Origin of the sequence: Pseudoalteromonas distincta, from assembly GCF_005877035.1 — a bacterium.
Lineage (GTDB): Bacteria > Pseudomonadota > Gammaproteobacteria > Enterobacterales > Alteromonadaceae > Pseudoalteromonas > Pseudoalteromonas distincta.
In genome coordinates this window covers 2,469,994-2,492,691 of record NZ_CP040558.1, presented here as the reverse complement: position 1 = coordinate 2,492,691, position 22,698 = coordinate 2,469,994, and the positions used below count along the sequence as shown (strand labels likewise).

The window sequence follows — 22,698 nt, the reverse complement described above, 5'->3', positions numbered from 1 at the left end:
ATGGCGAGCAAGCTAAAGATATTTGATTACGTATATGTGACAGTGTTTAGTTTAAATACATGTATTTAGAGGTGTTTGAGCAATATGTAGAGCGTATTGAGCTTTTATCACTCCTCGTAAAGTCAGGTGTTATGTACCGTGCAGGGCTGTTTTTAAAGTAGGTATCATCTCGTTGTCATATAGCTGAGCTAATATGACCCTGCTAACAAAAACTTGTATGAACTAACTTTAAAACTCATTTATAAAGAGATACCGCACATGCGATTTAACCCCTTTATCAGCCACCGATTATTAATAAACGCTATTATTGCGATGTTTTTTAGCGCTGTATTTTTAAGTAGTTATTTAGGTGTATTAAAAACTTACGCCAGTATTCAGTGGCTCGATATTATGGGGGAGGGCGGTATTGTATTAATGACCCTTGTATGGATTGCCGCGTTATTAATTTCAAGACCGCCGAGTAAAGTAACCACTTACTTAGTGATAGGAGTTGGGTTATTTATGTTTTCGGCAACCCTCGATTTACTTGATGAATGGCTAATGCACCCCGCCCATCAATGGCTCAGTTGGATTGAATCTCTGCCAGCACCTTTAGGCATGTTGTTAACGAGTGTGGGTTTGTATTATTGGCATCAAGAGCAGTACGTATTAAATCGTCAGCTACGCCGCCGTGAAGCGCATTTACGTGAGCACGATAAGGTGTGTCCAATAACGGGCCTTTATAAGGCGCAGTACTTAGATTCAGCAATTAAAGAGCAACTTACGAGCAAACAACCACTCTGGCTTGGGGCTATTGATATTCGTGATTTTTCGCATTTTAATAGTGAGTTTGGCTTTAGTGAGGGCGACCGGTTACTGCGTGAAATTAGCGAGCTATTGTTAATGAATTGCCGACTAAGTGATGTAGTGTGCCGCTACGCCGGAGATTGCTTTATGGTACTAATGCCAGCCACTACAGAGCAGCAAGCTAAAGAGTTGATGGCACAAATTAAAGGAGCTCTAAAGCATTGTGCCTTTAAAGTTGAAGCATCTAAAAAAGCAAAGTTTCAATATGTCACTACCGCCTTAATACAAGGTAATAAGCATAGCAGTACAGATAAACTAACAAGCCAACTGCATAGTCAATTACAACAAAAAAAGCATCAACAAAAAGTAGCGCACCGTGCACACGTTTGTTAGCCAAGACGATAAATATTTAAGCGCTCAAGGGCTTATTACGTCAGCTGTAGAGCTTGCTCAAAGCCGAAACATAAATTTACATAAGCTGCTACGCGGTACCGGTATTTTTGAACAAGACTTACTTAATTTTCAGCATACATTTAGTGTGTCTCAGCAGGTGCGTTTATTAGCTCAATTTAAGTTGTTGATGAAAAGTACTGACAGTGGTTTTTTACTCGGTAGCCAACTTATTAACGACACGCGAGCCGAAGCTCAGGCATTAATATATAGCAATAATTTAGCTCAAGTATTAAAGCAATTATCACTTTTAAGAATGCAATTAGCGCCTTTGCTGTTTAGTCAAACGTATATTAAAAACGATAATGTTTATATTTATATTCAGCCTGCACATGGGTTTGATGAAAGCCTTTACCACTATGTGCTAGAGATATACAGCACTGCATTTTATAGTTTACTTAAACGAGTGAGCGAAAGTTACCCGCATTGTCAGTTCGACTTTGCTTTTAAACGCCCTCGGCATATTCAAGAATACGAGCAAAATTTAGGGCTAAAGGTAAGTTTTGATAAGCCATGTACTCGCTGGGTATTAAATAAAACCATGTTAAGGGCTAAAAACCCGCATGCGAGTCAATTACGATTTATGCAAGCGCAGTCGCAGCTACATAATAAAAGCGTAGTTAGCATGACTTTTATTGAAGCCGTCTGCAGATACTTATACTCTCACCCAAGTGCTAATTTAGAGTGTACCGCAAAGCACTTTGCTATGAGCTCAGCTACATTTAAGCGCAGACTCAAACTCAATGGGGTACGCTTTTCAGCGTTAATAGATGAGCAAAATAAGCACAAAGCTATTTACCTACTTACTCTGTGCGCTAAACATAACGAACAAGTCGCTGAGCATTTAGCTTTTTACGATATACCTAACTTTCGGCGCGCCTTTAAGCGCTGGACAGGCTTAACACCTAATCAGTTAAAAGCGCAATAAGTTACTCAGTTGCCATGTCGATGGAGTGCAACAATGTTCGTGCATTTAAATGAAGGTTTGGATCTTCTGGATTTGACGTATTAGTCAGCCAAATTACATTGCCTTCTTTATTTACAAACAATGTAGTAGGTGTGCCTCGTATACCTAATTGCTGTGCTATTGCATCGGCTTTTACAGCTGTTTTAAAAGTATAACCTCTTTCGCTAAGTGCTTTAGCGGGAGTAGCATCGTCATCTTCTTTAAAGCTCACGGCAATAACTTTTAAGCCCATATCATCAATTTTTTGAAGTGCTGGCTGCAGCTTTTTACAGTACGGGCACCACGTTGCCCAAAAGTGTAAAACGTAAGGTTGACCTAATAAATCTTGAGTATTGAGTGGCGACCCATCAGCCATTTGTAAATTTAATGTAGGCAATTTAGGATATGTTGCTTCTGAGCTTGTATCTTGTGCGTAAGCTGTAAAGCTTAATAAAATTAGCGTGATGGTAATAAATAGCTGTTTCATAATATGCTCTTTTTTATTTTACATATTAAACAAGAACGATAATTTAACATTTTTCTTTCAAACTAAAAGCCAGCAGCTTGTTCAACAACAATAGCGTGGCGTTTAGCGAGGCGTAGGTGATCTCTATCGTAACCTCCGCCTATCACAGTAGCTACAGGTGTATTGTGTTCAAGGCAGCGTTTTAGCACTAAATGGTCACGTTTAGCTATGCCATCCCAGCTAATATCTAACTTACCCAAGCCATCACCTTGCCAAATATCAACGCCAGCATCGTAAAGTACTAAGCTTGGGTTTAGCTCTTTAAGTAAATAACTTAGAGTTTCGTCAACTATGGCAAGGTATTCGTCGTCCTTCATATTATTTGCCAGGCCAATGTCTAAATCGCTAGCGGACTTTCTAAAGGGGAAGTTTTTTTCGCAATGGATAGAGCAAGTATACGCATAGGGTTGATGCTGTAACATTGCGGCTGTGCCATCACCTTGGTGCACGTCTAAATCAAAAATAAGTACGTTAGTTACCTCACCCGATTTAATTAAAGTTTGCGTGGTAAAGGCCAAATCGTTAACCATACAAAAACCTGATCCAAAGTCATTATGTGCGTGATGTGTACCACCAGCAAGATGACACGCTATACCGTGTTTAAGTGCTAAGCGGGCTGTCTGTAGCGTTCCTTGAGGGGCTGTAAATGTACGTGCCATAAGCTCTTTTGACCAAGGTAGGCCAATGCGACGCATTGCTTTTTCATCTAAGCGGTTGTGCCATAAATCTTGGATATAATTATCGCAATGCACAAGCTCAAGCGGCTCTGGCGTGCCTAATATTGGCTCAACTAGGTTACTGCCGATTAAACCAAGCTCTGCAACATGTTGATATAAATGTGCAAATTTACTCATTACAAAGCGATGCTTAGGATCAAAGCTAAACGAGTAGTTAGGATGGTATACCAAAGGCAAATGAGGATTTAAGCGCATATTTACAAGCTTTATAAAGTTTGCGCTATGGTAATCAACTTAAGAGAATGAGTCTATTGTGAGTCATTAATAAGTGACGCTAATTCGCGATGCAGTAGCTCATCATCGGCTAAGTTTAGCTCTATTAAACGCTTTAAATAAGTAATACTGTCTATATCAATGTGATGGCATTTTAAACCAATATGATCGGCTTCAATATGGCAAATCACTACTTCCATTTTTATTTCTATATCGCTTTGAGGCAATGTAAAACGCAGTATTGCTTGCGTATTGTGGCTGCCAATAAATGCATCACAATTAGTGACCAACGCGCCATGTAAAGATAGATCGAGTAATTTACACGGATACTGTTGGCTATCAAAACATAACAGGGCGTTAGTTGAAAATAGCACACGAGAAAACTGTCGACGATTTTGCATAACCTAATTTAGCCTTACTGTTTTTATAATAAATTAAGCATAGCGGGTAATTCTCTACATGCTAGCAGGATATTCTCCTGTAATGCTGGTGGCATAAAAAAGCCCTGCAAAGTGCAGGGCTTAAGTTATACAAACATAAAATTAACCAATATTTTTAGCCAATTTTTTTGTATTTAATACGTTTAGGTTGAGTTGCCTCAGCGCCTAGGGTCTTTTTAAGCCACTCTTCATATTCAGTGTAGTTACCATCAAAGAAGTTAATTTGACCTTCGTCGCGGTAATCTAAAATATGTGTAGCAATACGGTCAAGGAACCAACGGTCATGCGAGATACACATTACACAACCTGGGAACTCTAAAATAGCGTTCTCCAGTGCACGTAGTGTTTCAACGTCCAAGTCATTGGTTGGCTCATCGAGTAGTAACACATTGCCGCCAGCTTTTAATAACTTAGCAAGGTGTAAACGGTTACGCTCACCACCTGATAGGTCTTTAACAAACTTTTGCTGATCGTTACCTTTAAAGTTAAAGCGACTTACATATGCTCGGCTTGGGAACTCAAAGTTACCAATTTTCAGTACGTCTTGTCCGTCTGATATTTCTTGGAAAACAGTTTTGCTTTCGTCCATACCGTCGCGGAACTGATCAACAGTCGCAAGGTGTACTGTTTCGCCAACGCTGATGCTACCGCTGTCTTGCGTTTGCTCACCGCTTATCATTTTAAACAGTGTTGATTTACCCGCGCCATTCGCACCAATAATGCCCACAATGGCACCTTTTGGCATGCTAAAGCTTAAGTCATCAATTAAAACACGATCGCCAAAACTCTTACGAAGATTAGTTACTTCAAGTACTTGGTCACCTAAACGCGGGCCAGGTGGAATAAACATCTCGTTAGTTTCGTTACGTTTTTGGTAATCAGACTGCTGCATTTCAGTAAACTGAGCCATACGTGCTTTTGACTTAGCTTGACGACCTTTAGGGTTTGAACGAACCCATTCAAGTTCTTGCGCAATTGATTTTTGACGAGCTTTTTCAGATTTTTGTTCTTGTTGTAAGCGCGCATCTTTTTGTTCAAGCCAAGAAGAGTAGTTACCTTCCCATGGAATACCTTCACCACGGTCAAGCTCCAATATCCAACCAGCTACATTATCAAGGAAGTAACGGTCATGCGTTACTGCCACAACAGTGCCTTCGTAATCGTGTAAGAAGCGCTCTAACCATGCAACCGACTCAGCATCTAAGTGGTTAGTAGGCTCATCAAGAATAAGCATGTCTGGTTTTTCAAGTAATAATCGACATATAGCAACACGACGACGCTCACCACCTGAAAGGTGCTCAATTTTAGCATCCCACTCTGGCAGGCGAAGTGCATCAGCTGCGCGTTCTAAAACGTTGTCGATGTTATGACCATCGTGCGCTTGAATAACAGCTTCAAGCTCGCCTTGCTCTTTTGCAAGTGCGTCAAAGTCAGCGTCTTCCATGGCGTATTCGTTATACACTTCGTCAAGACGTTTAAGTGCATGCTTAACTTCGCCAACAGCTTCTTCAACAGTTTCACGTACTGTTTTACTTTCGTCTAAAATAGGTTCTTGCGGTAAATAACCAATTTTAGTACCAGGCTGAGGATGTGCATCACCTTCAAAATCTTGGTCAACACCGGCCATAATACGCAGTAACGTAGATTTACCAGAACCGTTTAAACCAAGCACACCAATTTTAGCGCCAGGAAAAAAGTGCAACGAAATATCTTTTAAGATAGTGCGCTTAGGTGGCACAACCTTAGATACTCGACTCATCGAGAATATAAATTTATCAGGTAAAACCATGGAGGAAAGCCTTCAAATAATAATAAAAATTTCAATGTTGTATTGTAGTGGCTGACGGGTGAAACAGTCAACGAATGGCGGGTTTTAAAGCACCAAAGCATGCTTGTAAGTAAAATATAAAATCATGAATAAATTTCATTTGGACATCTATACATCTAGAGGTTGATATTTTTTACTTTCAGTTCATAATTAAGCCTCGGTTTTTATGAGCAGGAGTAAAGTATGCCAATTACAGTAAAAGACGAGTTGCCGGCAATTGCACGTTTACGTCAAGAAAACGTATTTGTAATGCCAAAAAGTCGTGCAAAAACGCAAGAAATACGCCCAATGCGTTTGGCTATTTTAAACTTAATGCCTAATAAAGTAGAAACCGAAGTTCAGTTTATTCGCTTACTTGCCAATTCGCCTTTGCAAGTAAACGTAGAACTACTGCGCCTCGACACTCACCGCAGTAGCAGCAACTCAGAAGAGCACCTTGATACCTTTTACCGTTACTTTTCTGAGGTTAAAGACAACAATTACGATGCATTAATAGTAACCGGTGCGCCACTTGCGCATTTAGAATACGACGATGTAGCGTATTGGGATGAGCTAAAAGTCATTATTGATTGGGCTGAGCAACACGTTACCTCTACGTTATTTTCGTGTTGGGCAGCGCATGCAGCGTTATATCATCGTTACAATTTAAAGCGTGATTTAAAAGACGATAAACTGTGTGGCGTATTTACTCACCAGTGTTATTTTGATCACGGTGCACTGACTCGTGGATTCGACGATACCTTTTTAGTACCGCACTCACGCTACGGCCACATTGATATAAATAAAATAAATGCCTGTGAAGAACTCGTTGTACTGGCAGGTTCTGAGCGAGTAGGGGCTTACTTACTTAAAAATAAATCGGGTAGCCAAGTGTTTATAACCGGCCACCCAGAGTACGACGCCGACTCGCTAAAAGCAGAATACGAGCGCGATTGTAAAAAAAGCCCTAATGCACCAAAGCCCGAAAATTACTTTCCGGATGACGATGCAACCAAACAACCTTCAAAAACGTGGCAAAGCCATGCTTTTTTACTTTTTTCGAACTGGTTAAATTACTACGTGTACCAAACCACACCGTATGATATTAATTTAGTTAGCCAAGACGTGAGGACTAACAACTATGCCGAATAACGCGCCTACAAATAATAAACAAGCCGAAATAAGTGCCGCATTAAAAGAACGCATTTTAATTTTAGATGGCGCTATGGGCACCATGATCCAAGATCATAAGCTAGAAGAAGAAGACTATCGCGGAGAGCGTTTTAAAGACTGGCATGTATTAATTAAAGGCAATAACGATTTATTAAGCCTAACCAAGCCCGACTTAATCACTGATATTCATCGTGGTTTTTTATCAGCGGGCGCCGATATTATTGAAACCAACACGTTTAACTCGACCACTATTTCGATGGAAGATTACGACATGGCAAACCTAAGCCGTGAAATAAACCTAGAGTCGGCTAAATTAGCACGCGCAATTTGCGATGAATTTACGGCTAAAACGCCAGAAAAACCGCGCTATGTAGCCGGTGTTTTAGGGCCGACCTCTAAAACGTGTTCAATTTCGCCAGACGTAAACGATCCGGGTTACCGAAACGTTACCTTTGATAAGCTAGTTACTGCGTATGTAGAGTCTACCCTTGCATTAATGGAAGGCGGCGCCGATTTAATACTAATCGAAACTATATTCGACACGCTTAATGCAAAAGCCGCCTCGTTTGGTGTAGAAGAAGCCTTTGAGCAAGCAGGGCGCACATTACCAGTTATGATCTCGGGCACTATTACCGACGCCTCTGGACGTACGCTTTCTGGGCAAACAACCGAAGCATTTTATAATTCTATTCGCCATATTAAGCCTATTTCGATTGGTTTAAACTGCGCGCTTGGTCCTGATTTACTGCGCCAGTATGTAGAAGAGTTATCGCGCGTGTGCGAAACCTTTACATCGGTACACCCTAATGCGGGCTTGCCTAATGAGTTTGGTGAATACGACTTAGAAGCGCCTGAAATGGCAACCGAAATTATCGATTGGGGTAAATCGGGCTTTATTAATATAGTAGGTGGATGTTGTGGCACCACGCCTGCGCATATTCGTGCTTTTGCAAAAGGTCTAGCGGGCGTTAAACCACGCCAACTGCCAGAGCTTGAAGTACGCATGCGTTTATCAGGCCTTGAAGCCTGTAACTTAAATTAAGGAGCCAACATGACCCAACAAATAGCAGTATTTACTAATGTCGGCGAGCGTACCAATGTAACCGGTTCTGCCATGTTTAAACGTTTAATCATGGAAGAAGACTTTGAAGCCGCGCTAACAGTGGCCCGCGAACAAGTAGAAAATGGCGCACAGGTTATTGATATAAACATGGACGAAGCCATGTTGGACTCAAAAGCCGCTATGGTTAAGTTTTTAAACTTAATAGCCTCAGAGCCTGATATTTCACGCGTACCCATTATGGTCGACTCCTCTAAATGGGAAGTAATAGAAGCAGGCTTAAAGTGTATTCAAGGTAAGGCCATTGTTAACTCTATATCGCTAAAAGAGGGCGAAGAGCCGTTTATTCGCCAAGCTAAAATAATAAAACGCTTTGGTGCAGCTGCCGTTGTAATGGCGTTTGATACTGACGGACAAGCTGATACAGCAGACCGCAAATATGAAATATGTGCCCGCAGCTACAAAATATTAGTAGAAGATATTGGTTTTCCACCAGAAGATATTATATTCGACCCTAATATATTTGCCGTAGCCACCGGTATAGAAGAGCACGACAACTACGCTGTAGAATTTATTGAAGGCACACGCCGCATTAAACAAAACTTACCGCACTGTAAAGTGTCGGGCGGGGTGTCAAATGTATCGTTTTCATTTAGGGGTAATAACCCAGTACGTGAAGCTATTCACTCGGTATTTTTATACCACGCCATAAAAGCGGGTATGGACATGGGTATTGTAAATGCAGGGCAACTCGCCGTTTACGACGACATACCAGAGGAGCTTCGTAAAGCCGTTGAAGACGTAATACTTAACACAGACCCAGGCGCAGGCGAGCGTTTAGTTGAGCTTGCACCAAAATACTCTGGTATGGCACAAGCTGAGCGAGTAGAAGATTTAGAGTGGCGCACATGGCCTGTAGAAAAACGCCTTGAGCACGCGCTTGTAAAAGGCATTACTACCTTTATAGATGAAGATACCGAAGAGTGCCGCGCTGCTGCCGATAAACCTATTCACGTAATTGAAGGGCCGTTAATGGATGGCATGAACGTGGTAGGTGATTTATTTGGCGCAGGTAAAATGTTTTTACCACAAGTGGTTAAATCGGCGCGCGTAATGAAACGAGCCGTAGCCTACCTAGACCCATTCATTGAAGCCGAAAAAGAAGAAGGTTCAACCAATGGTAAAATAGTGATGGCGACCGTAAAAGGCGACGTACACGACATAGGTAAAAATATTGTAGGCGTGGTACTACAATGTAATAACTATGAAGTTATTGATTTAGGCGTAATGGTACCTGCCGATAAAATACTGCAAACCGCCATCGACGAAAAAGCCGATATTATTGGTTTATCGGGCTTAATTACCCCATCGCTTGACGAAATGGTACACGTAGCAAAAGAAATGAAACGCCGTGGTTTTGAACTGCCACTACTCATTGGTGGTGCAACTACCTCTAAAGCGCACACCGCAGTAAAAATTGAGCCGCAATATGACAAAGGCGTTGTGTATGTAAATAACGCAAGCCGTGCAGTTGGTGTGGTTTCAAACTTATTATCAAAAGACATTAAACCTGACTTTTTAGCTAAAACTAAAGCTGAATATGTAAAAGTACGCGAGCAACAAGCGCGTAAAAAACCACGCTCTAAGCCTGTTACAATCCAGCGCGCACGCGATAACGCAGCAAAGCTTGATTGGGATAACTACACACCACCAGTGCCTAAAAAGCTGGGCGTCACCGAGTTTAAAAATGTATCAATCGCGACTTTGCGTAAATACATAGATTGGACGCCATACTTTATGACGTGGTCAATTGCCGGTAAATACCCGCGCATAATGGACGATGAAGTCGTAGGCGAGCAAGCGCAAAGCTTATTTAAAGACGCTAACGATATGTTAGACGACCTTGAAAAAGCAGGCAGTTTGCAACCACTTGGTGTAATTGGTTTATTCCCGGCTAACCGCGTGGGTGATGACATAGAAATATACACCGATGAAACACGCAAAGAAGTATTAACTACTTCGTGCCATTTACGCCAGCAAACCGAAAAAACCGACTTTGCTAACTATTGCCTAGCCGACTACATAGCACCAAAAGGCACGCCTGATTACTTTGGCGCGTTTGCAGTAACGGGCGGCCTAGAAGAAGACGACTTAGCAAATGCGTTTGACGCACAGCAAGACGATTACAACAAAATAATGGTTAAAGCCGTAGCCGACAGGCTCGCCGAAGCGTTTGCAGAATACCTGCACGAAAAAGTACGTAAAGAGTATTGGGGTTTTGCACCAGACGAAAACCTAGCAAACGATGAGCTAATACGCGAAAACTACCAAGGTATTCGCCCTGCGCCAGGTTACCCAGCGTGCCCAGAGCACACCGAGAAAAAGAAAATTTGGCAGTTGCTCGATACCGAAAAGCGCATTGGTATGCAGCTAACTAGCTCGTACGCCATGTGGCCAGGTGCTGCTGTTTCGGGTTGGTACTTTTCACACCCCGAAGCTAAGTACTACGCTGTAGCCGCTGTGCAAAAGGATCAAGTAGAAGATTACGCTAAACGAACCAATATGACGCTTGAAGAGGCTGAAAGATGGCTATCGCCTAATTTGGGGTATGATCCGGAGTAGAGAGGAGTGATCAGTTTTTAGCTGTCAGTTATCAGTAAAACAAAAACGAGCCTAATTAGACTAATGCCGATCAGTTAAGAAAATGACCGGTTGACCGATCCAAACGATCATGCAAAATCCGTAGTTAGGAAACTAACTACGGATTTTTTGTGAATATAGAACAAGCACTGCAAGCAACACTTGAAGAAAGCAGCCGATACCATACCTTTGAAAAATTATCAGAAATTCTTGACCCTGAAATCATTGAACAAGGTTTTCAACAAGCAGGGATTGCAACCGTTCGTAAGCGAAGATTACCGCTTGAAGCCGTTTTGTGGTCAGTTATTGGCATGGCATTGTTTCGAAAAGAATCAGTTTGGAATATCGCTAATAAGCTAGATATCATGTTACCTGGCAAGAACCAACTCGTTGCTCCAAGTGCGATGGTACAGGCGAGACAAAGGTTAGGTGATGATTCCGTTAAACACGTTTTCAATAAATCTGCTCAATCAATGTATAAGCAACAGTCATTCGAAACATGGAATGGTTTGAACCTATTAGCTGTTGACGGTGTTGTGTGGCGAACAGCCGACACGCCTGATAATCGTAAAGCCTTCTCTTCAGGTAGCAACCAATACGGTGATACAGCCTTTCCTCAAATACGCATGGTCTGTCATATGGAATTGACCAGCCATCAACTTCTCAGTAGCGAGTTTGATAACTATAAAACCAACGAGATGAAATTAGCTGAGCGTTTAATTGAACGTACACCAGATAATTCACTGACTATGTTTGATAAAGGATATTATTCTTTAGGCCTGTTAAACCGTTGGCATCAAACTGGGGAGATGAGGCACTGGCTGATACCAGCAAGGCCAGACTTACAGTATGAAATCATCTCCAGCGCGGGTAAAAATGACCATATCATTGAATTGAAAACCACAAAGCATGCACAAAAAAACTTTCCCGATGTTCCTGAAACGATTAAAGCGAGATTAATCAGCAAAACAATAAAGGGCAAAAGCTACCGTATATTAACCTCGATGACGGATAGATTGCGTTATCCAGGTAATGAAATTGTTGAATTATATTGTCATCGTTGGGAGATAGAACTTGGGTTTAGAGAAATCAAACAAACCATGCTTGATAGCGCATACCATTTAAGAAGTAAGCGTCCAGACATGGTGCGTCAGGAGCTATGGGCCGTGTTACTCGCCTATAATTTAATACGAAGAATAATGACGATGGCGGCGACAGTCACAGGGATATGGCCTAACCAGCTTAGTTTCTCTAGCAGTTCGATGGCTGTCATTCAGTATTTCTCGTCAGTATCTATAATGAGCCCAGGGAACATTCCAATACACTGGCAGCACTTACTCGATACACTGGTCTTATTTAAGCTTCCAGCTAGACGAGAGGATAGAAGATATCCCCGATGGGTTAAGCCAAAACCATCTAAGTATCCCCATAAAAAGAAAGATGCCAGTCAGCTTAACTGACTGGCATTAGCCTAATTAGGCTCGTTTTTTATTACAAAGCACTATCTAATATCTTTTTTAATTTAGGTAATTACTTGTTTACAATAAGTTTATTAAATGAAATTATTGAGTGAAGAAATGGAAATCATTTTGAGGCCTCCCTCAAATGGTATTTGATAAGCTTTTTATACTTTATCAATAAGGAATATTATGACTGCAGAAATTAATCAATCAAACAAAATTAAACATGAATTTAGCTTTTCGACTCTGGGTTTTTTCGTAAAGCTTTATCTGGTCGGGCTATGTCTTTTTTCACTTGTTGCTGCTGGTGGGATGGTTTTTATTGTTCTCAAAAAGGGAAGTGTACATCCCTTAGCGCTAGCTTTGGCAGTGCTTGGCCTTTGTAGTTATGCTTTGTGGCATTTATGGGCTGTATCCAAGAGAAAAGTTAATCAAATAACTATTTTAGCAATACTCAGCTTATTAATAGGTGGAAACATTGCAAGCTGCGTAATAATGTTCTTTATTCGCCAAGCCGCAGTCAAAGAAAGAGCTTTAATAAACAAAGAGAAGCTCTAAATACTGGTTTTTATCTCAACCACAATTAGCGTAATTTGGTTAATAACTAAATGAAGTTTAAACAACTTAAAGGAATACAATGAAATTTATTCTTTGCTTTATTATATAGGTTACAAGTACATCATTGGCATACGCTCAGTCTATCGAAACAGTTACTGCACAAAGTGAGCAAAGTGAAAAAATTATGCTATCAACTATAAGGGTTAACGAGTTAGAAAATGAGTTGTCGAGCTTGTCTTACGACGCAGAAAAGTATGTTCTAAGATTTTAGGTCAAAGTATTAGAAATATAATAAAAGCCCAAATTGAAGGACTATAAATGAAATATCTAAGCCACATTCTACTGTGCCTATCTCTACTTTTCACATCTAGCACATTTGCTCTTGAGCAAAAATATCACGAGTTCGTTTTACCTGTTATTACTGCCTTTGCAGCTCACGATAAACCTACAATTGCTGCACTTATTAGCTACCCATTAAAACGACAGTACCCCATACCTGACATTAAAAATGAAACTGAGTTTATTAACCGCTTTGATGAAGTATTTAATGATGAGTTAGTAGCAGTTATTGCCAGTTCAAACATTGATACCGATTGGGAAAGCGGTGGTTGGCGCGGCATTATGCTAAATAACGGCGTGGTGTGGGTAGATACCGAAGGTAAAATTATTGCTGTAAATACCCAAAATGCTAAAGAGCAGGCACTTGCTAAACGCTTAATTGAACACGATAAGCAATCCCTGCATTCAAGTGTTAATACTTTTAAAAAACCAATACTCGATTGGAAAACGGCTAACTACCATATTCGTGTTGATGATTTAGGCGATCATAATTATCGATATGCAGTGTGGAATATTGATAAAAGAGCAAAGGATAAGCCTGATATGGTTTTATTTAACGGCGATGTAACGGTTAGTGGCAGTGGCAGTAATCACTATTATACGTTTAAAAATGGGCGTTATAGTTACATACTACATGTAACCATTATTGGCTGTGATACATCACCACCGGGTTGGCTTGAAGTTTATAAAGACGATGAGCGATTACTATTTGAAGATGTTATAAGCACTCATTAATGTATGTTTTAGTATGCTTGATAATGTAGATCTGTTTTTAACAGTTAAACGTTCTAATAATTAGTATTTTTATAAAACAGATCTAAGTGGTAGGCTAAAAGTAGTAAGTATAAAATAGTAAGTAATTAAAAATAGTTCTCGCGCAACAAGGAAACCTCCTGTAAAGCGCTTTGCCAAGGAGTTTAGTATGATCACGCTTACCATTAATGGTAATAAACATGAGTTTTCTGGCGATCCGTCAACGCCAGTATTATGGTATCTCCGAGACGAATTGAATTTAACTGGGCCTAAATTTGGCTGTGGTATGGCACAGTGCGGTGCGTGTACCGTGCATATTGATGGGGTAGCTCAGCGCTCGTGTGTATTACCTGTAGCGGCAGCAGCAGGGCGTTCAATTACTACAATTGAAGGGTTAAGCGAGCAGGGCGACCATCCCGTGCAACAAGCATGGGTTGAGCATAAAGTACCGCAGTGTGGTTTTTGCCAGTGCGGTCAAATGATGCAAGCTGCAAGCTTATTAGCTGCAAACCCAACCCCAACCGACGATGAAATAGTAAGTAATATGTCGGGAAATATTTGCCGTTGTGGTACATACCCGCGTATTCATAAAGCAATTAAATCAGCTGCTAAAACAATGGCGAGTGTTCAATATTTTGACCCAAATGAACAAGGGGAAGAAGTATGAACCAAGATAACAAATACTTTGATTTAAACCGCCGTAAGTTTTTAAAAACTAGCGCAATAGGTGCATTGGTACTTGGTACTTATTTTGTAGGCAGTGCGCCAAGAGCGATTGCGGGTGTGTTAGAGCAGCCATCTGAGCAAGCAAAGCGCGCAAACTTATTTATTGCACTGCGCCCAGACGGCATGGTTGAAATAACCTGCCATCGCTCTGAAATGGGTCAGCAAATTCGCACCGCGATTGCACAAATAGTTGCCGATGAAATGGAAGCCGCGTGGGATAAGGTTATTGTTATTCAGGGTAAGGGCGACCCTAAATACGGCGATCAAAATACCGATGGCTCACGCAGTATTCGCTACAACATGCAGCGCCTGCGTGAAATGGGCGCAAGTGTACGTTACATGATGCAGCATGCTGCCGCTAAGTATTGGAAAGTTGACCCGCAGACCTGTACTGCTAATCAACACGTTGTTACACACAGCTCAGGTAAATCGCTTACTTATAAAGATTTAATCGACTTAGCGCTTACAATAACGCCACCAGAAGCTGACAAACTAACACTTAAAACACGCAAAGAATGGCGCTACATTAATACTGGCATGGCGCACATAGATTTAGCCGATTTAGTAACAGGCAAAGCTATATTTGCAGCCGATGTACGCGAACCACAAGCGCTGGTGGCTATAATTGAACGCCCGCCGGTAGTAGGCGGTGTTATTAAGTCATTTGATGCCAGTGCTACAAAAGCGATAAACGGCGTTGTAGATGTTATTGAAATACCTGCACCAAAAGGCGCGCCGCAGTTTCAGCCAAAAGGCGGTATTGCGATTATAGCTAAAAACACATGGGCTGCATGGCAAGGGCGTAAGGCATTAAAAGTAGTGTGGGATGATGGCAAAAATGGCGATTACAATTCAAAAGAATTTAAAAAGTCATTACTAAAAACAGTACAAACTCCACAGGCAAACATACGTGATAAAGGCGATGCGATGGGCGTGTTGGCTAAATCGAGCAATAAACTGGTAGCTGATTATTACGCGCCGCATCTTGCTCAAGCACCAATGGAGCCGCCTTGTGCAACAGCTATGTACAACAAAGACAGTGTTGATATATGGGCTGCTACGCAAAATCCACAAGCTGATATGAAAACAGTGGCGGCAATGCTTGGCATGGATGAGAGTAAAATTAATGTTCACGTTACCATGTTAGGTGGCGGTTTTGGGCGTAAGTCAAAACCTGACTTTTCAGCAGAAGCAGCTTACCTTTCAATGAAAGTAGGCAAGCCTATTCGTGTACAATGGACGCGTGAAGACGACATACAACATGGTTTTTACCATGCAGTTTCGGCTCAGCACATTGAAGCATCGCTAGATAAAAATGGCGCTATAGAATCTTATTTACACCGCACCGCGTTTTCACCGATCACCTCTACCTTTTCAGAAGGGGCGACTACGCCAGGAAGCTTTGAACTGCGCTTAGGGTTTACCGATAACCCAATTAACACACCTAACATGAAGTTAGAAAACGGTGATGCGCCTGCCAAAGCACGAATTGGTTGGATGCGCTCTGTATCAAATATTTTTCATGCCTTTGCTATTCAGTCATTTATTGGCGAAGCAGCGCACAAAGCCGGTCGCGACCAAAAAGACTATTTACTAGACACTATAGGTCCGAGTCGTATTGTTGATGTAACAGAGCAAAATGCCACATACGATAATTACGGTGGCGATAAAGAGGTTTACCCTTTAGATATTGGCAGACTGCGTCATGTTATTGAAAAAGTAGCTGACATGAGTAAATGGGGGCGAGAGCTTCCTAAAGGGCGAGGTTTAGGCATAGCAGCACACAGAAGCTTTTTAACTTACGTAGCTACGGTAGTTGAAGTAGAAGTGTCGGATGCTGGCGATTTAAACGTAATTAAATCGTGGGTTGCCATTGATGCGGGTACGGTTGTAAACACCGACACCGTTAAAAATCAAACCCAAGGTGGCTCTATTTATGGGATTACAACTGCAATCAGCGATGGTATTACCTTTGATAAAGGCCGCGTGCAGCAAAGTAACTTTCATGATTATCGCGTACCGCGTATGAGCGACTCACCACTTGAAGTTGACGTTGAAATTGTACAAAGCGATGCACCACCAGCAGGGGTAGGCGAGCCATCTACACCAGTTTATGCGCCAGCATTATGTAATGCTATTTTTGCAGCGTGCGGAAAGCGTATTAGGCAGTTACCGATTGGTAACCAATTAAAAGCGTAGCTAAATAACCTACAGCTTAAACAAAAAAACCGCCAAATGGCGGTTTTTTTAGAAGTTAACGATTAATGAGTTTTTTCAAACTCATCAACTTCACGCTCTGCTTCTTCTTTAGATTTACCATACTGCTGCTGAATTTTACCAACTAGCTCTGTACGGCTACCTTCAATTTTGTCTAAATCGTCGTCAGTAAGATCGCCCCATTTTTGTTGAGCCTTACCTTTAAGTTCGTTCCAATTACCTTTCATACGATCGCTGTTCATAAGTTTCTCCTTACTTAGATTTAATTAACGTTCAGTATAAAAGGAGCAAGGCGTGTACCAATAAGTTAAATTTAATTTTTGTATTTATAATCAGTGTGTTATGTTTTTATTGAGGCAGTAATAATTAATGCTGTGAGCACATCCTTAAAAAATGTACAGAGCGGTCTGTAATTATTTCTGATTATGTAACCCTTAATTAAATCCTTTATAACCACACAGCTTTAGCGGCGCGTTTATTTTTGGTTTTTGTTACAATGCACGCAAAGTAATTTTGGGTAAATAGCAGTGCTGCCGGTTCAAGACATATATCAACAACTCGTTACTACATTACAAAGTAATCCTATTACGTTATTACAAGCGCCGCCTGGTGCGGGTAAATCTACGTGGTTGCCGCTACAGCTTATGCGCGATGGGCATTTTAAACGTATTGTAATGCTAGAGCCTCGCCGTTTAGCTGCACGTAATATTGCCAGTTATTTAGCAAAGTGCCAAAACGAGAGTATTGGGCAAAGTGTGGGCCTGCGGATTAGGGGCGAGAGTAAAGTAAGCGCTAATACGCGCCTCGAAATAGTTACCGAAGGCATGCTAACGCGCATGCTGCAAAACGACCCTGAATTAAGCGATATAGATTTACTGATATTTGATGAATTTCATGAGCGTTCAATTGCAGCCGATACCTCACTTGCCTTTGCGCTCGAGACCCAAAGTGCACTGCGCGACGATTTAACCATTATGCTTATGTCGGCAACTCTTGATACTGAGCGTTACACTGCGTTTTTTGATTGCCCTGTAATTCAATCAAGCGGTCGCAGCTACCCAATAGACGAAGTATACATACCTATAAAAGATGAAAGTCGCTGGCTTGATGCAATTCCTAACATAATAAAACAAGCACTTAATGAGCAAACAGGCAGCGCGTTGGTGTTTTTACCTGGGCAGTTTGAGATATTACGCGTGCAACAAGCACTAAGCGATTTACCCAGTAACTGCCAAGTTGCAACGCTATTTGGCGAGCAAGATAAAGCTAATCAGCAAACTGCTATTGCCCCTGCACCTAACGGTATGCGCAAAGTAGTGCTTACCACCAATGTAGCCGAAACCAGTTTAACTATTGAAGGCATACGCATTGTAATTGACAGCGGCAAGCGCCGTGCAGCCACCTTTAATTTAAAAACAGGGGTTACTGAGCTCACAACACAAAGTATATCGCGCTCGTCTGCTGTGCAGCGTGCAGGGCGTGCAGGACGAATAGAGCCGGGCATTGTTTATCGAATTGGCTCAAAGCAAACCTTTGAGCGACGTAATAGCCACGACAATCCCGAAATACTCACATCAGACATAAGCCAACTTATGCTTGAGGCAAAGCAATGGGGAGCCAGTATTGATGAGCTAACCCTACTTGATAAGCCCACTGAGCAACAATGTGAGCAAGCAAGTAACCTGCTTAACATGCTAGAAGCTATCGATAGCAAAGGTAAGCTCACACCGCTTGGCAGTAAAATGTTAGGTTTTGGTGCTGATATTCGTTTGGCGCATATGCTATTGAAAGCACAAATACTTGATGACCAACTCCCTGGTATTTTTAGGCTCGCTATTTATTTAGTGGCATTACTTGAGAGCCGAGTAAATAGCGCAAACGAGTTGAGTTTAGCGCTACATAGCCAACAGCAACGTCCGCATCCGGTATTTAAACAACAGTTAAAGTATTGGCAAAGCCGCTTAAAAGTAAAAGACGAAAACAGCGAATTAAATACGCATTATATAAGTTTGCTGGTGGCATTGGCATACCCCGATCGTATTGCTAAAAAACGCGGTAATGGTTACCTACTTGCCAATGGTGCAGGTGCTGAGTTAAATGCAGATTACTGGCACAACGACGATTACTTAGCTATAGCAACCATGGGCGGGCACAAAGGAGGGCGTATATTTACAGCCACCGCGCTTAACCCATTTGAGTTACAAGAATTTTTACCGCATTTATTTAGTGAACTTACTCGTTGTGAGTTTGATGAAAAATCAGCGCGCTTTATTCATCAAGATGAAGTAAAGCTCGGGGCTATAACGCTCAGCAGCCAGCCTAGTAAACAAAAACTAGATAAGAGCGAGCGTGCTAAAGCGTGGCTTAGCTTATTTGCTAAACACGGTTTTGCTTTATTTAACGAGCAACCTGATGCGCAACAATTGCTGATACGTATGAGCCTAGCAAGTAATTTAATGCCCGATAAATTCCCGCAAATAAACGAGCAACAACTTATTCAAAATGCAGCGCAGTGGCTAGGCGTGTTTTTAGAAGATATTAAAACGCTCACGCAGCTTAAAAAGTTTAACTACTTTGAAGCATTACAAAACTGCTTTGATTGGCAACAACAAACCACGTTAAAAGCTTTGTTACCTCTGCGTTTAACGGTGCCCAGTGGCTCAAATATAAAGATAGAATACCAACTTGATGGCCCCGCAAAGCTAAGCGTGCGTATGCAAGAAGTTTATGGTTTGACCAGTACGCCTATGCTTGCCAACGGTAAATTGCCATTGCTTATGGAGCTGCTATCGCCAGGTAAACGTTCATTGCAACTTACTCAAGATTTAGCCCACTTTTGGGCTAGCAGTTACCGCGATGTGCAAAAGGAAATGAAAGGCCGCTATCCTAAACATTTTTGGCCAGACGACCCTGCCAACAGCGTTGCAACAAATAGAGTAAAGAGCAAAATGTAGGTGTTAATTTACTTAAAACTGATTTTGTTTGATTATTGAACTTACTAAGGTAATGTACCTATAAAATATTTTTAGCTACAGGGAATAGTCAATGAGGTTACTTTTAACATTAGGTTTGGCTTTAGTAACTGCTTTTTCGGCGTATGCTGAAAAGCCACTCGACTTAAATGCGTTTGCGCAGCAGTATTATAAAACAATGACCGCCACACAAGCACCTAACGCAGGTGCTAAAGAGCTTGAAGCTTACCTTGCATTGTTAACCGATGATATTGGCAATCAGCACATTCCGTATCAACCGGATGACTCACGTATTCCTGATGGTAAAAAGCAGATGCGCAAAGGTATGAGTTTTTACTTAGGTGCACACACGTTGTTTGAAAGCACACTGCTTAATACATTTGTGTTTAATGATACGGGCTTTGCTATTCGTTATAAGAGTCATGCAAAGGGCATTCACCCGCAAAGTAAGCAGCCAATAGAATACACCTCCACAATGATGGAAGTAATAGAAGTTGAAAACGGTAAAGTGGCGATGATCCGCAAGTATCACAAATAACAAATAAGGATATATATGAAACATTTACTTATCGCACTATCAATATTAATGCTTAGTGCATGCGCTAGTACAAAAAGTGATTTTAGATTTGATGGTTCTACACCTGAGTCAACTCAGGCCGGAGTTAATAAAGTTTTAAAGACATTAAAATCTCAAGATGTAATGCGCTTTATAGGCGCCTTAATTACAATTCAATTTTCTGATGTGCAAAGCGCAGAAGATGTTTTAGGCGACCCAACCATGATGAATGAAATGAATTACTTTATTATTGGTAAAAAAATTGATGGCTTAAATTATTATGAAGTACTGGAGCTTGCGAGTACATCTTCATCGAAAGTGGAAGTTTCGGTAGCGAAATAGTTCCAGCTTTTTGTATTACATTAAATGTGTAATACCAATTCGCAATAATACTTAATCATTTTGCAGGGCTAAACGTGTCGCTACCTGCGTTAAAAAATGCTCATTTAGAACAACTAAATAGCGAATTTTTTGCCTAGCTATCAACACGTTTTTCTGCCCTCAAAATAGACCACTTAATTAAGCGAATTGGTATGATTTTATGTCTATATTAAATATATTATTGAAAGTGCTAAAGTTTTAACGCTATAAAACTTAATAGTAAGCTTTGTTTATTCCTGCTCATGAATTTATACTACGCTTTAGTAAGAAGCTAATTATTTATAATTTAGATGCAGAAGTCTAAAACATAAAACGTAAGCTACTTTGACTTAATTCTACACGATTAGATAGAGACTATGACATTAAGATTTTTTGTAATAATAGGTACTTTAATTTTAATGTGCTTTGTAACAAGTTTATTAGTTGGGTATCGCTATTTTTTTAGCCTGCCGACTATAAACACTAGTATTGAAGATTATCAAAATCGTGAATTACTGAGTCTTAAAATTGCGCTTGATAAAGAGTTTATATTTTTAGAAACACTCAATTATGACTACGCCGTATGGGATGATACCTATAATTATATGGCAGATTTTGACGCAGAATATGTAGATTCAAACTTTGTAGGGGATACCTTCTATTCTCTCAAAATTGATGGTGTGTTTATCTACGATGTAAACTTTAATATGGTGTACGGACAAGCGTATGATTATATGAAGCATACGGAGTTTGATGCGCCTGATTTAGATTTACAGGTTAATAAATTAAACCGCGCAATTATTCCTAATCCAAAAGCTGCTAATGACGACAATAGTTTAAGCCATTCTGGTTTTTTACAAACAGCGGGCGGCCCTGTTATGTTTGCATCGCATGTAATAAAGCGAACAGATAAAACAGGTGAGCCTGTTGGTAGTATTGTTTTTATAAAAAAAGTAAGACCGTCGTTGATCAAATCCTTAGCGGAAATTGCACAAGTGGAGCTTAGCTATACACAAATAGCACACGGTAGTTCTTTAAACGATATTGCGACGCTTAAAGGGAGCCTCCAAGAAGAGGACATTGCCACTCAAAGGAAGAGGGTGATTCTAGATGCAAATGGTAAGCCATTGCTTGCTTTGAACATTAAGCACCATCACCAAACACTGCCAGTTTTATTTGATCATTATTTAAAGCTTATTTTGTTAATGTTTTTTGTAATGTCATTATTAGGTTTTTATATTGTAAATCGTTATTTTATTGAACCGCTTATTAGTGGTGCGTCCGCTATTAATTCAATGTTGGTTAAAAACGATTTACAGCCTTTAAGGTTCACTAATCAATTTTTAGAAATGCGCGTTTTAATTAGCGGTTTTAATGCGTTAATTAAACAAGTAAAAGAGCAAAATTCTAAGCTCGAAAAAATAAGTAAAATTGATGGGTTAACCCAAATTTACAACAGGCGTGCCTTTGATGAAATTATAGCGGCTCAGTGGGAGCAGGCTCAACAGCAACAAAATGCCTTTGGAGTAATATTACTTGATGTAGATCACTTTAAAAATTATAACGATTTTTATGGTCACCAAGGCGGAGACAACGCTTTACAGCTCCTAGCTGGTAAATTACAAAAAATGGCAAAGCAAAACACAGGAACAGTTGCGCGCTATGGCGGCGAAGAGTTCATATTATTCTTTAAAGAGCTTTCTTATGAAGAGTTTGTAAATATATCTCAGCAATTGCTTTTGGCGGTTCGGGAGTTAAATTTACCTCATGAAGCGTCGCCTGTACGTAAATATTTAACAATTAGTGCTGGGTGTGTATTTGCTACAAAAGAAACCTTAAGTGGTAATAATGTGTCTATTCAATCACTAATTAAAGAAGCCGACATAATGCTCTACGAAGCGAAAAACTCAGGTAGAGATAAAACATCAATCAAATCTATATAATTTAAGTCAATTATTAAAGATGCATCAGCTGTTTTT

Annotated in this window: 19 protein-coding genes; 14 read left to right on the top strand and 5 right to left on the bottom strand. The window is 40.6% G+C overall.

Features of this window, described 5'->3' with window-relative positions; translation table 11 throughout:
* The first annotated feature begins 258 nt into the window (after positions 1–258).
* Both FFU37_RS11100 and FFU37_RS11095 read left to right on the top strand, forming a co-directional pair.
* The gene (locus tag FFU37_RS11100) at positions 259–1,179 is read left to right on the top strand and encodes a GGDEF domain-containing protein (protein WP_002958110.1); all 921 of its coding nucleotides are present in this window, start codon (positions 259–261) and stop codon (positions 1,177–1,179) included.
* Positions 1,163–2,164: an AraC family transcriptional regulator gene (locus FFU37_RS11095; protein ID WP_138489504.1), complete on the top strand. Its 1,002-nt coding sequence runs from the start codon at positions 1,163–1,165 to the stop codon at positions 2,162–2,164. The genes FFU37_RS11100 and FFU37_RS11095 overlap by 17 nt, the downstream gene beginning before the upstream one ends.
* 1 nt (position 2,165) lies before the next feature.
* Here the strand turns inward: FFU37_RS11095 and FFU37_RS11090 are convergent, their stop codons facing one another.
* The 4 genes from FFU37_RS11090 to ettA form a co-directional block, all read right to left on the bottom strand.
* Positions 2,166–2,669, bottom strand: a complete 504-nt coding sequence (locus tag FFU37_RS11090; protein ID WP_138489503.1) for a TlpA family protein disulfide reductase — start codon at positions 2,667–2,669, stop codon at positions 2,166–2,168.
* 62 nt (positions 2,670–2,731) lie between these two features.
* The gene (locus FFU37_RS11085) at positions 2,732–3,640 is read right to left on the bottom strand and encodes a histone deacetylase family protein (RefSeq protein ID WP_138489502.1); all 909 of its coding nucleotides are present in this window, start codon (positions 3,638–3,640) and stop codon (positions 2,732–2,734) included.
* A gap of 53 nt (positions 3,641–3,693) precedes the next feature.
* Complete coding sequence (locus tag FFU37_RS11080) at positions 3,694–4,059, bottom strand: PilZ domain-containing protein (protein ID WP_002958114.1); 366 nt, start codon at positions 4,057–4,059, stop codon at positions 3,694–3,696.
* Between the two features lie 154 nt (positions 4,060–4,213).
* Positions 4,214–5,887, bottom strand: a complete 1,674-nt coding sequence (ettA, locus tag FFU37_RS11075) for an energy-dependent translational throttle protein EttA (protein WP_039486820.1) — start codon at positions 5,885–5,887, stop codon at positions 4,214–4,216.
* 222 nt (positions 5,888–6,109) lie between these two features.
* Here ettA and metA point away from each other — a divergent pair, with 222 nt between their 5' ends.
* The 8 genes from metA to FFU37_RS11035 all read left to right on the top strand — a co-directional run bounded on the left by metA (position 6,110) and on the right by FFU37_RS11035 (position 16,813).
* Positions 6,110–7,057 carry a homoserine O-acetyltransferase MetA gene (gene metA / locus FFU37_RS11070; protein WP_002958117.1) on the top strand — a complete coding sequence of 316 codons (948 nt, stop codon included), beginning with the start codon at positions 6,110–6,112 and terminating at the stop codon, positions 7,055–7,057.
* Entirely contained in the window at positions 7,047–8,120 is a 1,074-nt protein-coding gene (locus tag FFU37_RS11065) for a homocysteine S-methyltransferase family protein (protein WP_039486821.1), read from the top strand. The genes metA and FFU37_RS11065 overlap by 11 nt, the downstream gene beginning before the upstream one ends.
* 9 nt (positions 8,121–8,129) lie before the next feature.
* A complete protein-coding gene (gene metH / locus FFU37_RS11060) occupies positions 8,130–10,760 on the top strand; it encodes a methionine synthase (protein ID WP_002958120.1) in 2,631 nt (876 codons plus the stop codon).
* Between the two features lie 149 nt (positions 10,761–10,909).
* Complete coding sequence (locus FFU37_RS11055) at positions 10,910–12,238, top strand: IS4 family transposase (protein WP_039588252.1); 1,329 nt, start codon at positions 10,910–10,912, stop codon at positions 12,236–12,238.
* A gap of 189 nt (positions 12,239–12,427) precedes the next feature.
* Positions 12,428–12,796, top strand: a complete 369-nt coding sequence (locus FFU37_RS11050) for a hypothetical protein (RefSeq protein ID WP_039487230.1) — start codon at positions 12,428–12,430, stop codon at positions 12,794–12,796.
* A gap of 318 nt (positions 12,797–13,114) precedes the next feature.
* Positions 13,115–13,870, top strand: a complete 756-nt coding sequence (locus FFU37_RS11045; RefSeq protein ID WP_138489501.1) for a hypothetical protein — start codon at positions 13,115–13,117, stop codon at positions 13,868–13,870.
* Between the two features lie 187 nt (positions 13,871–14,057).
* Entirely contained in the window at positions 14,058–14,555 is a 498-nt protein-coding gene (locus FFU37_RS11040; RefSeq protein WP_007376163.1) for a (2Fe-2S)-binding protein, read from the top strand.
* Entirely contained in the window at positions 14,552–16,813 is a 2,262-nt protein-coding gene (locus FFU37_RS11035) for a xanthine dehydrogenase family protein molybdopterin-binding subunit (RefSeq protein WP_138489500.1), read from the top strand. Before FFU37_RS11040 ends, FFU37_RS11035 begins: the two co-directional genes overlap by 4 nt.
* A 62-nt stretch (positions 16,814–16,875) precedes the next feature.
* Here FFU37_RS11035 and FFU37_RS11030 read toward each other — a convergent pair whose 3' ends face one another.
* On the bottom strand, positions 16,876–17,073 hold the full coding sequence (locus tag FFU37_RS11030; RefSeq protein WP_002958133.1) for a CsbD family protein: 198 nt from the start codon (positions 17,071–17,073) through the stop codon (positions 16,876–16,878).
* A 285-nt stretch (positions 17,074–17,358) separates the two neighbouring features.
* Between FFU37_RS11030 and hrpB the strand changes: the two genes are divergently transcribed.
* The 4 genes from hrpB to FFU37_RS11010 all read left to right on the top strand — a co-directional run bounded on the left by hrpB (position 17,359) and on the right by FFU37_RS11010 (position 22,662).
* Positions 17,359–19,785, top strand: coding sequence for an ATP-dependent helicase HrpB (gene hrpB, locus FFU37_RS11025; RefSeq protein ID WP_138489499.1), 2,427 nt, complete (start codon positions 17,359–17,361; stop codon positions 19,783–19,785).
* A 91-nt stretch (positions 19,786–19,876) separates the two neighbouring features.
* Complete coding sequence (locus FFU37_RS11020; RefSeq protein WP_138489498.1) at positions 19,877–20,341, top strand: nuclear transport factor 2-like protein; 465 nt, start codon at positions 19,877–19,879, stop codon at positions 20,339–20,341.
* Positions 20,342–20,356: 15 nt separating this feature from the next.
* Positions 20,357–20,701 (top strand): hypothetical protein, encoded by a 345-nt coding sequence (locus FFU37_RS11015; protein ID WP_138489497.1) that lies wholly within the window; start codon positions 20,357–20,359, stop codon positions 20,699–20,701.
* Positions 20,702–21,096: 395 nt separating this feature from the next.
* Complete coding sequence (locus FFU37_RS11010; RefSeq protein ID WP_239022702.1) at positions 21,097–22,662, top strand: diguanylate cyclase domain-containing protein; 1,566 nt, start codon at positions 21,097–21,099, stop codon at positions 22,660–22,662.
* Positions 22,663–22,698: the final 36 nt, after the last annotated feature.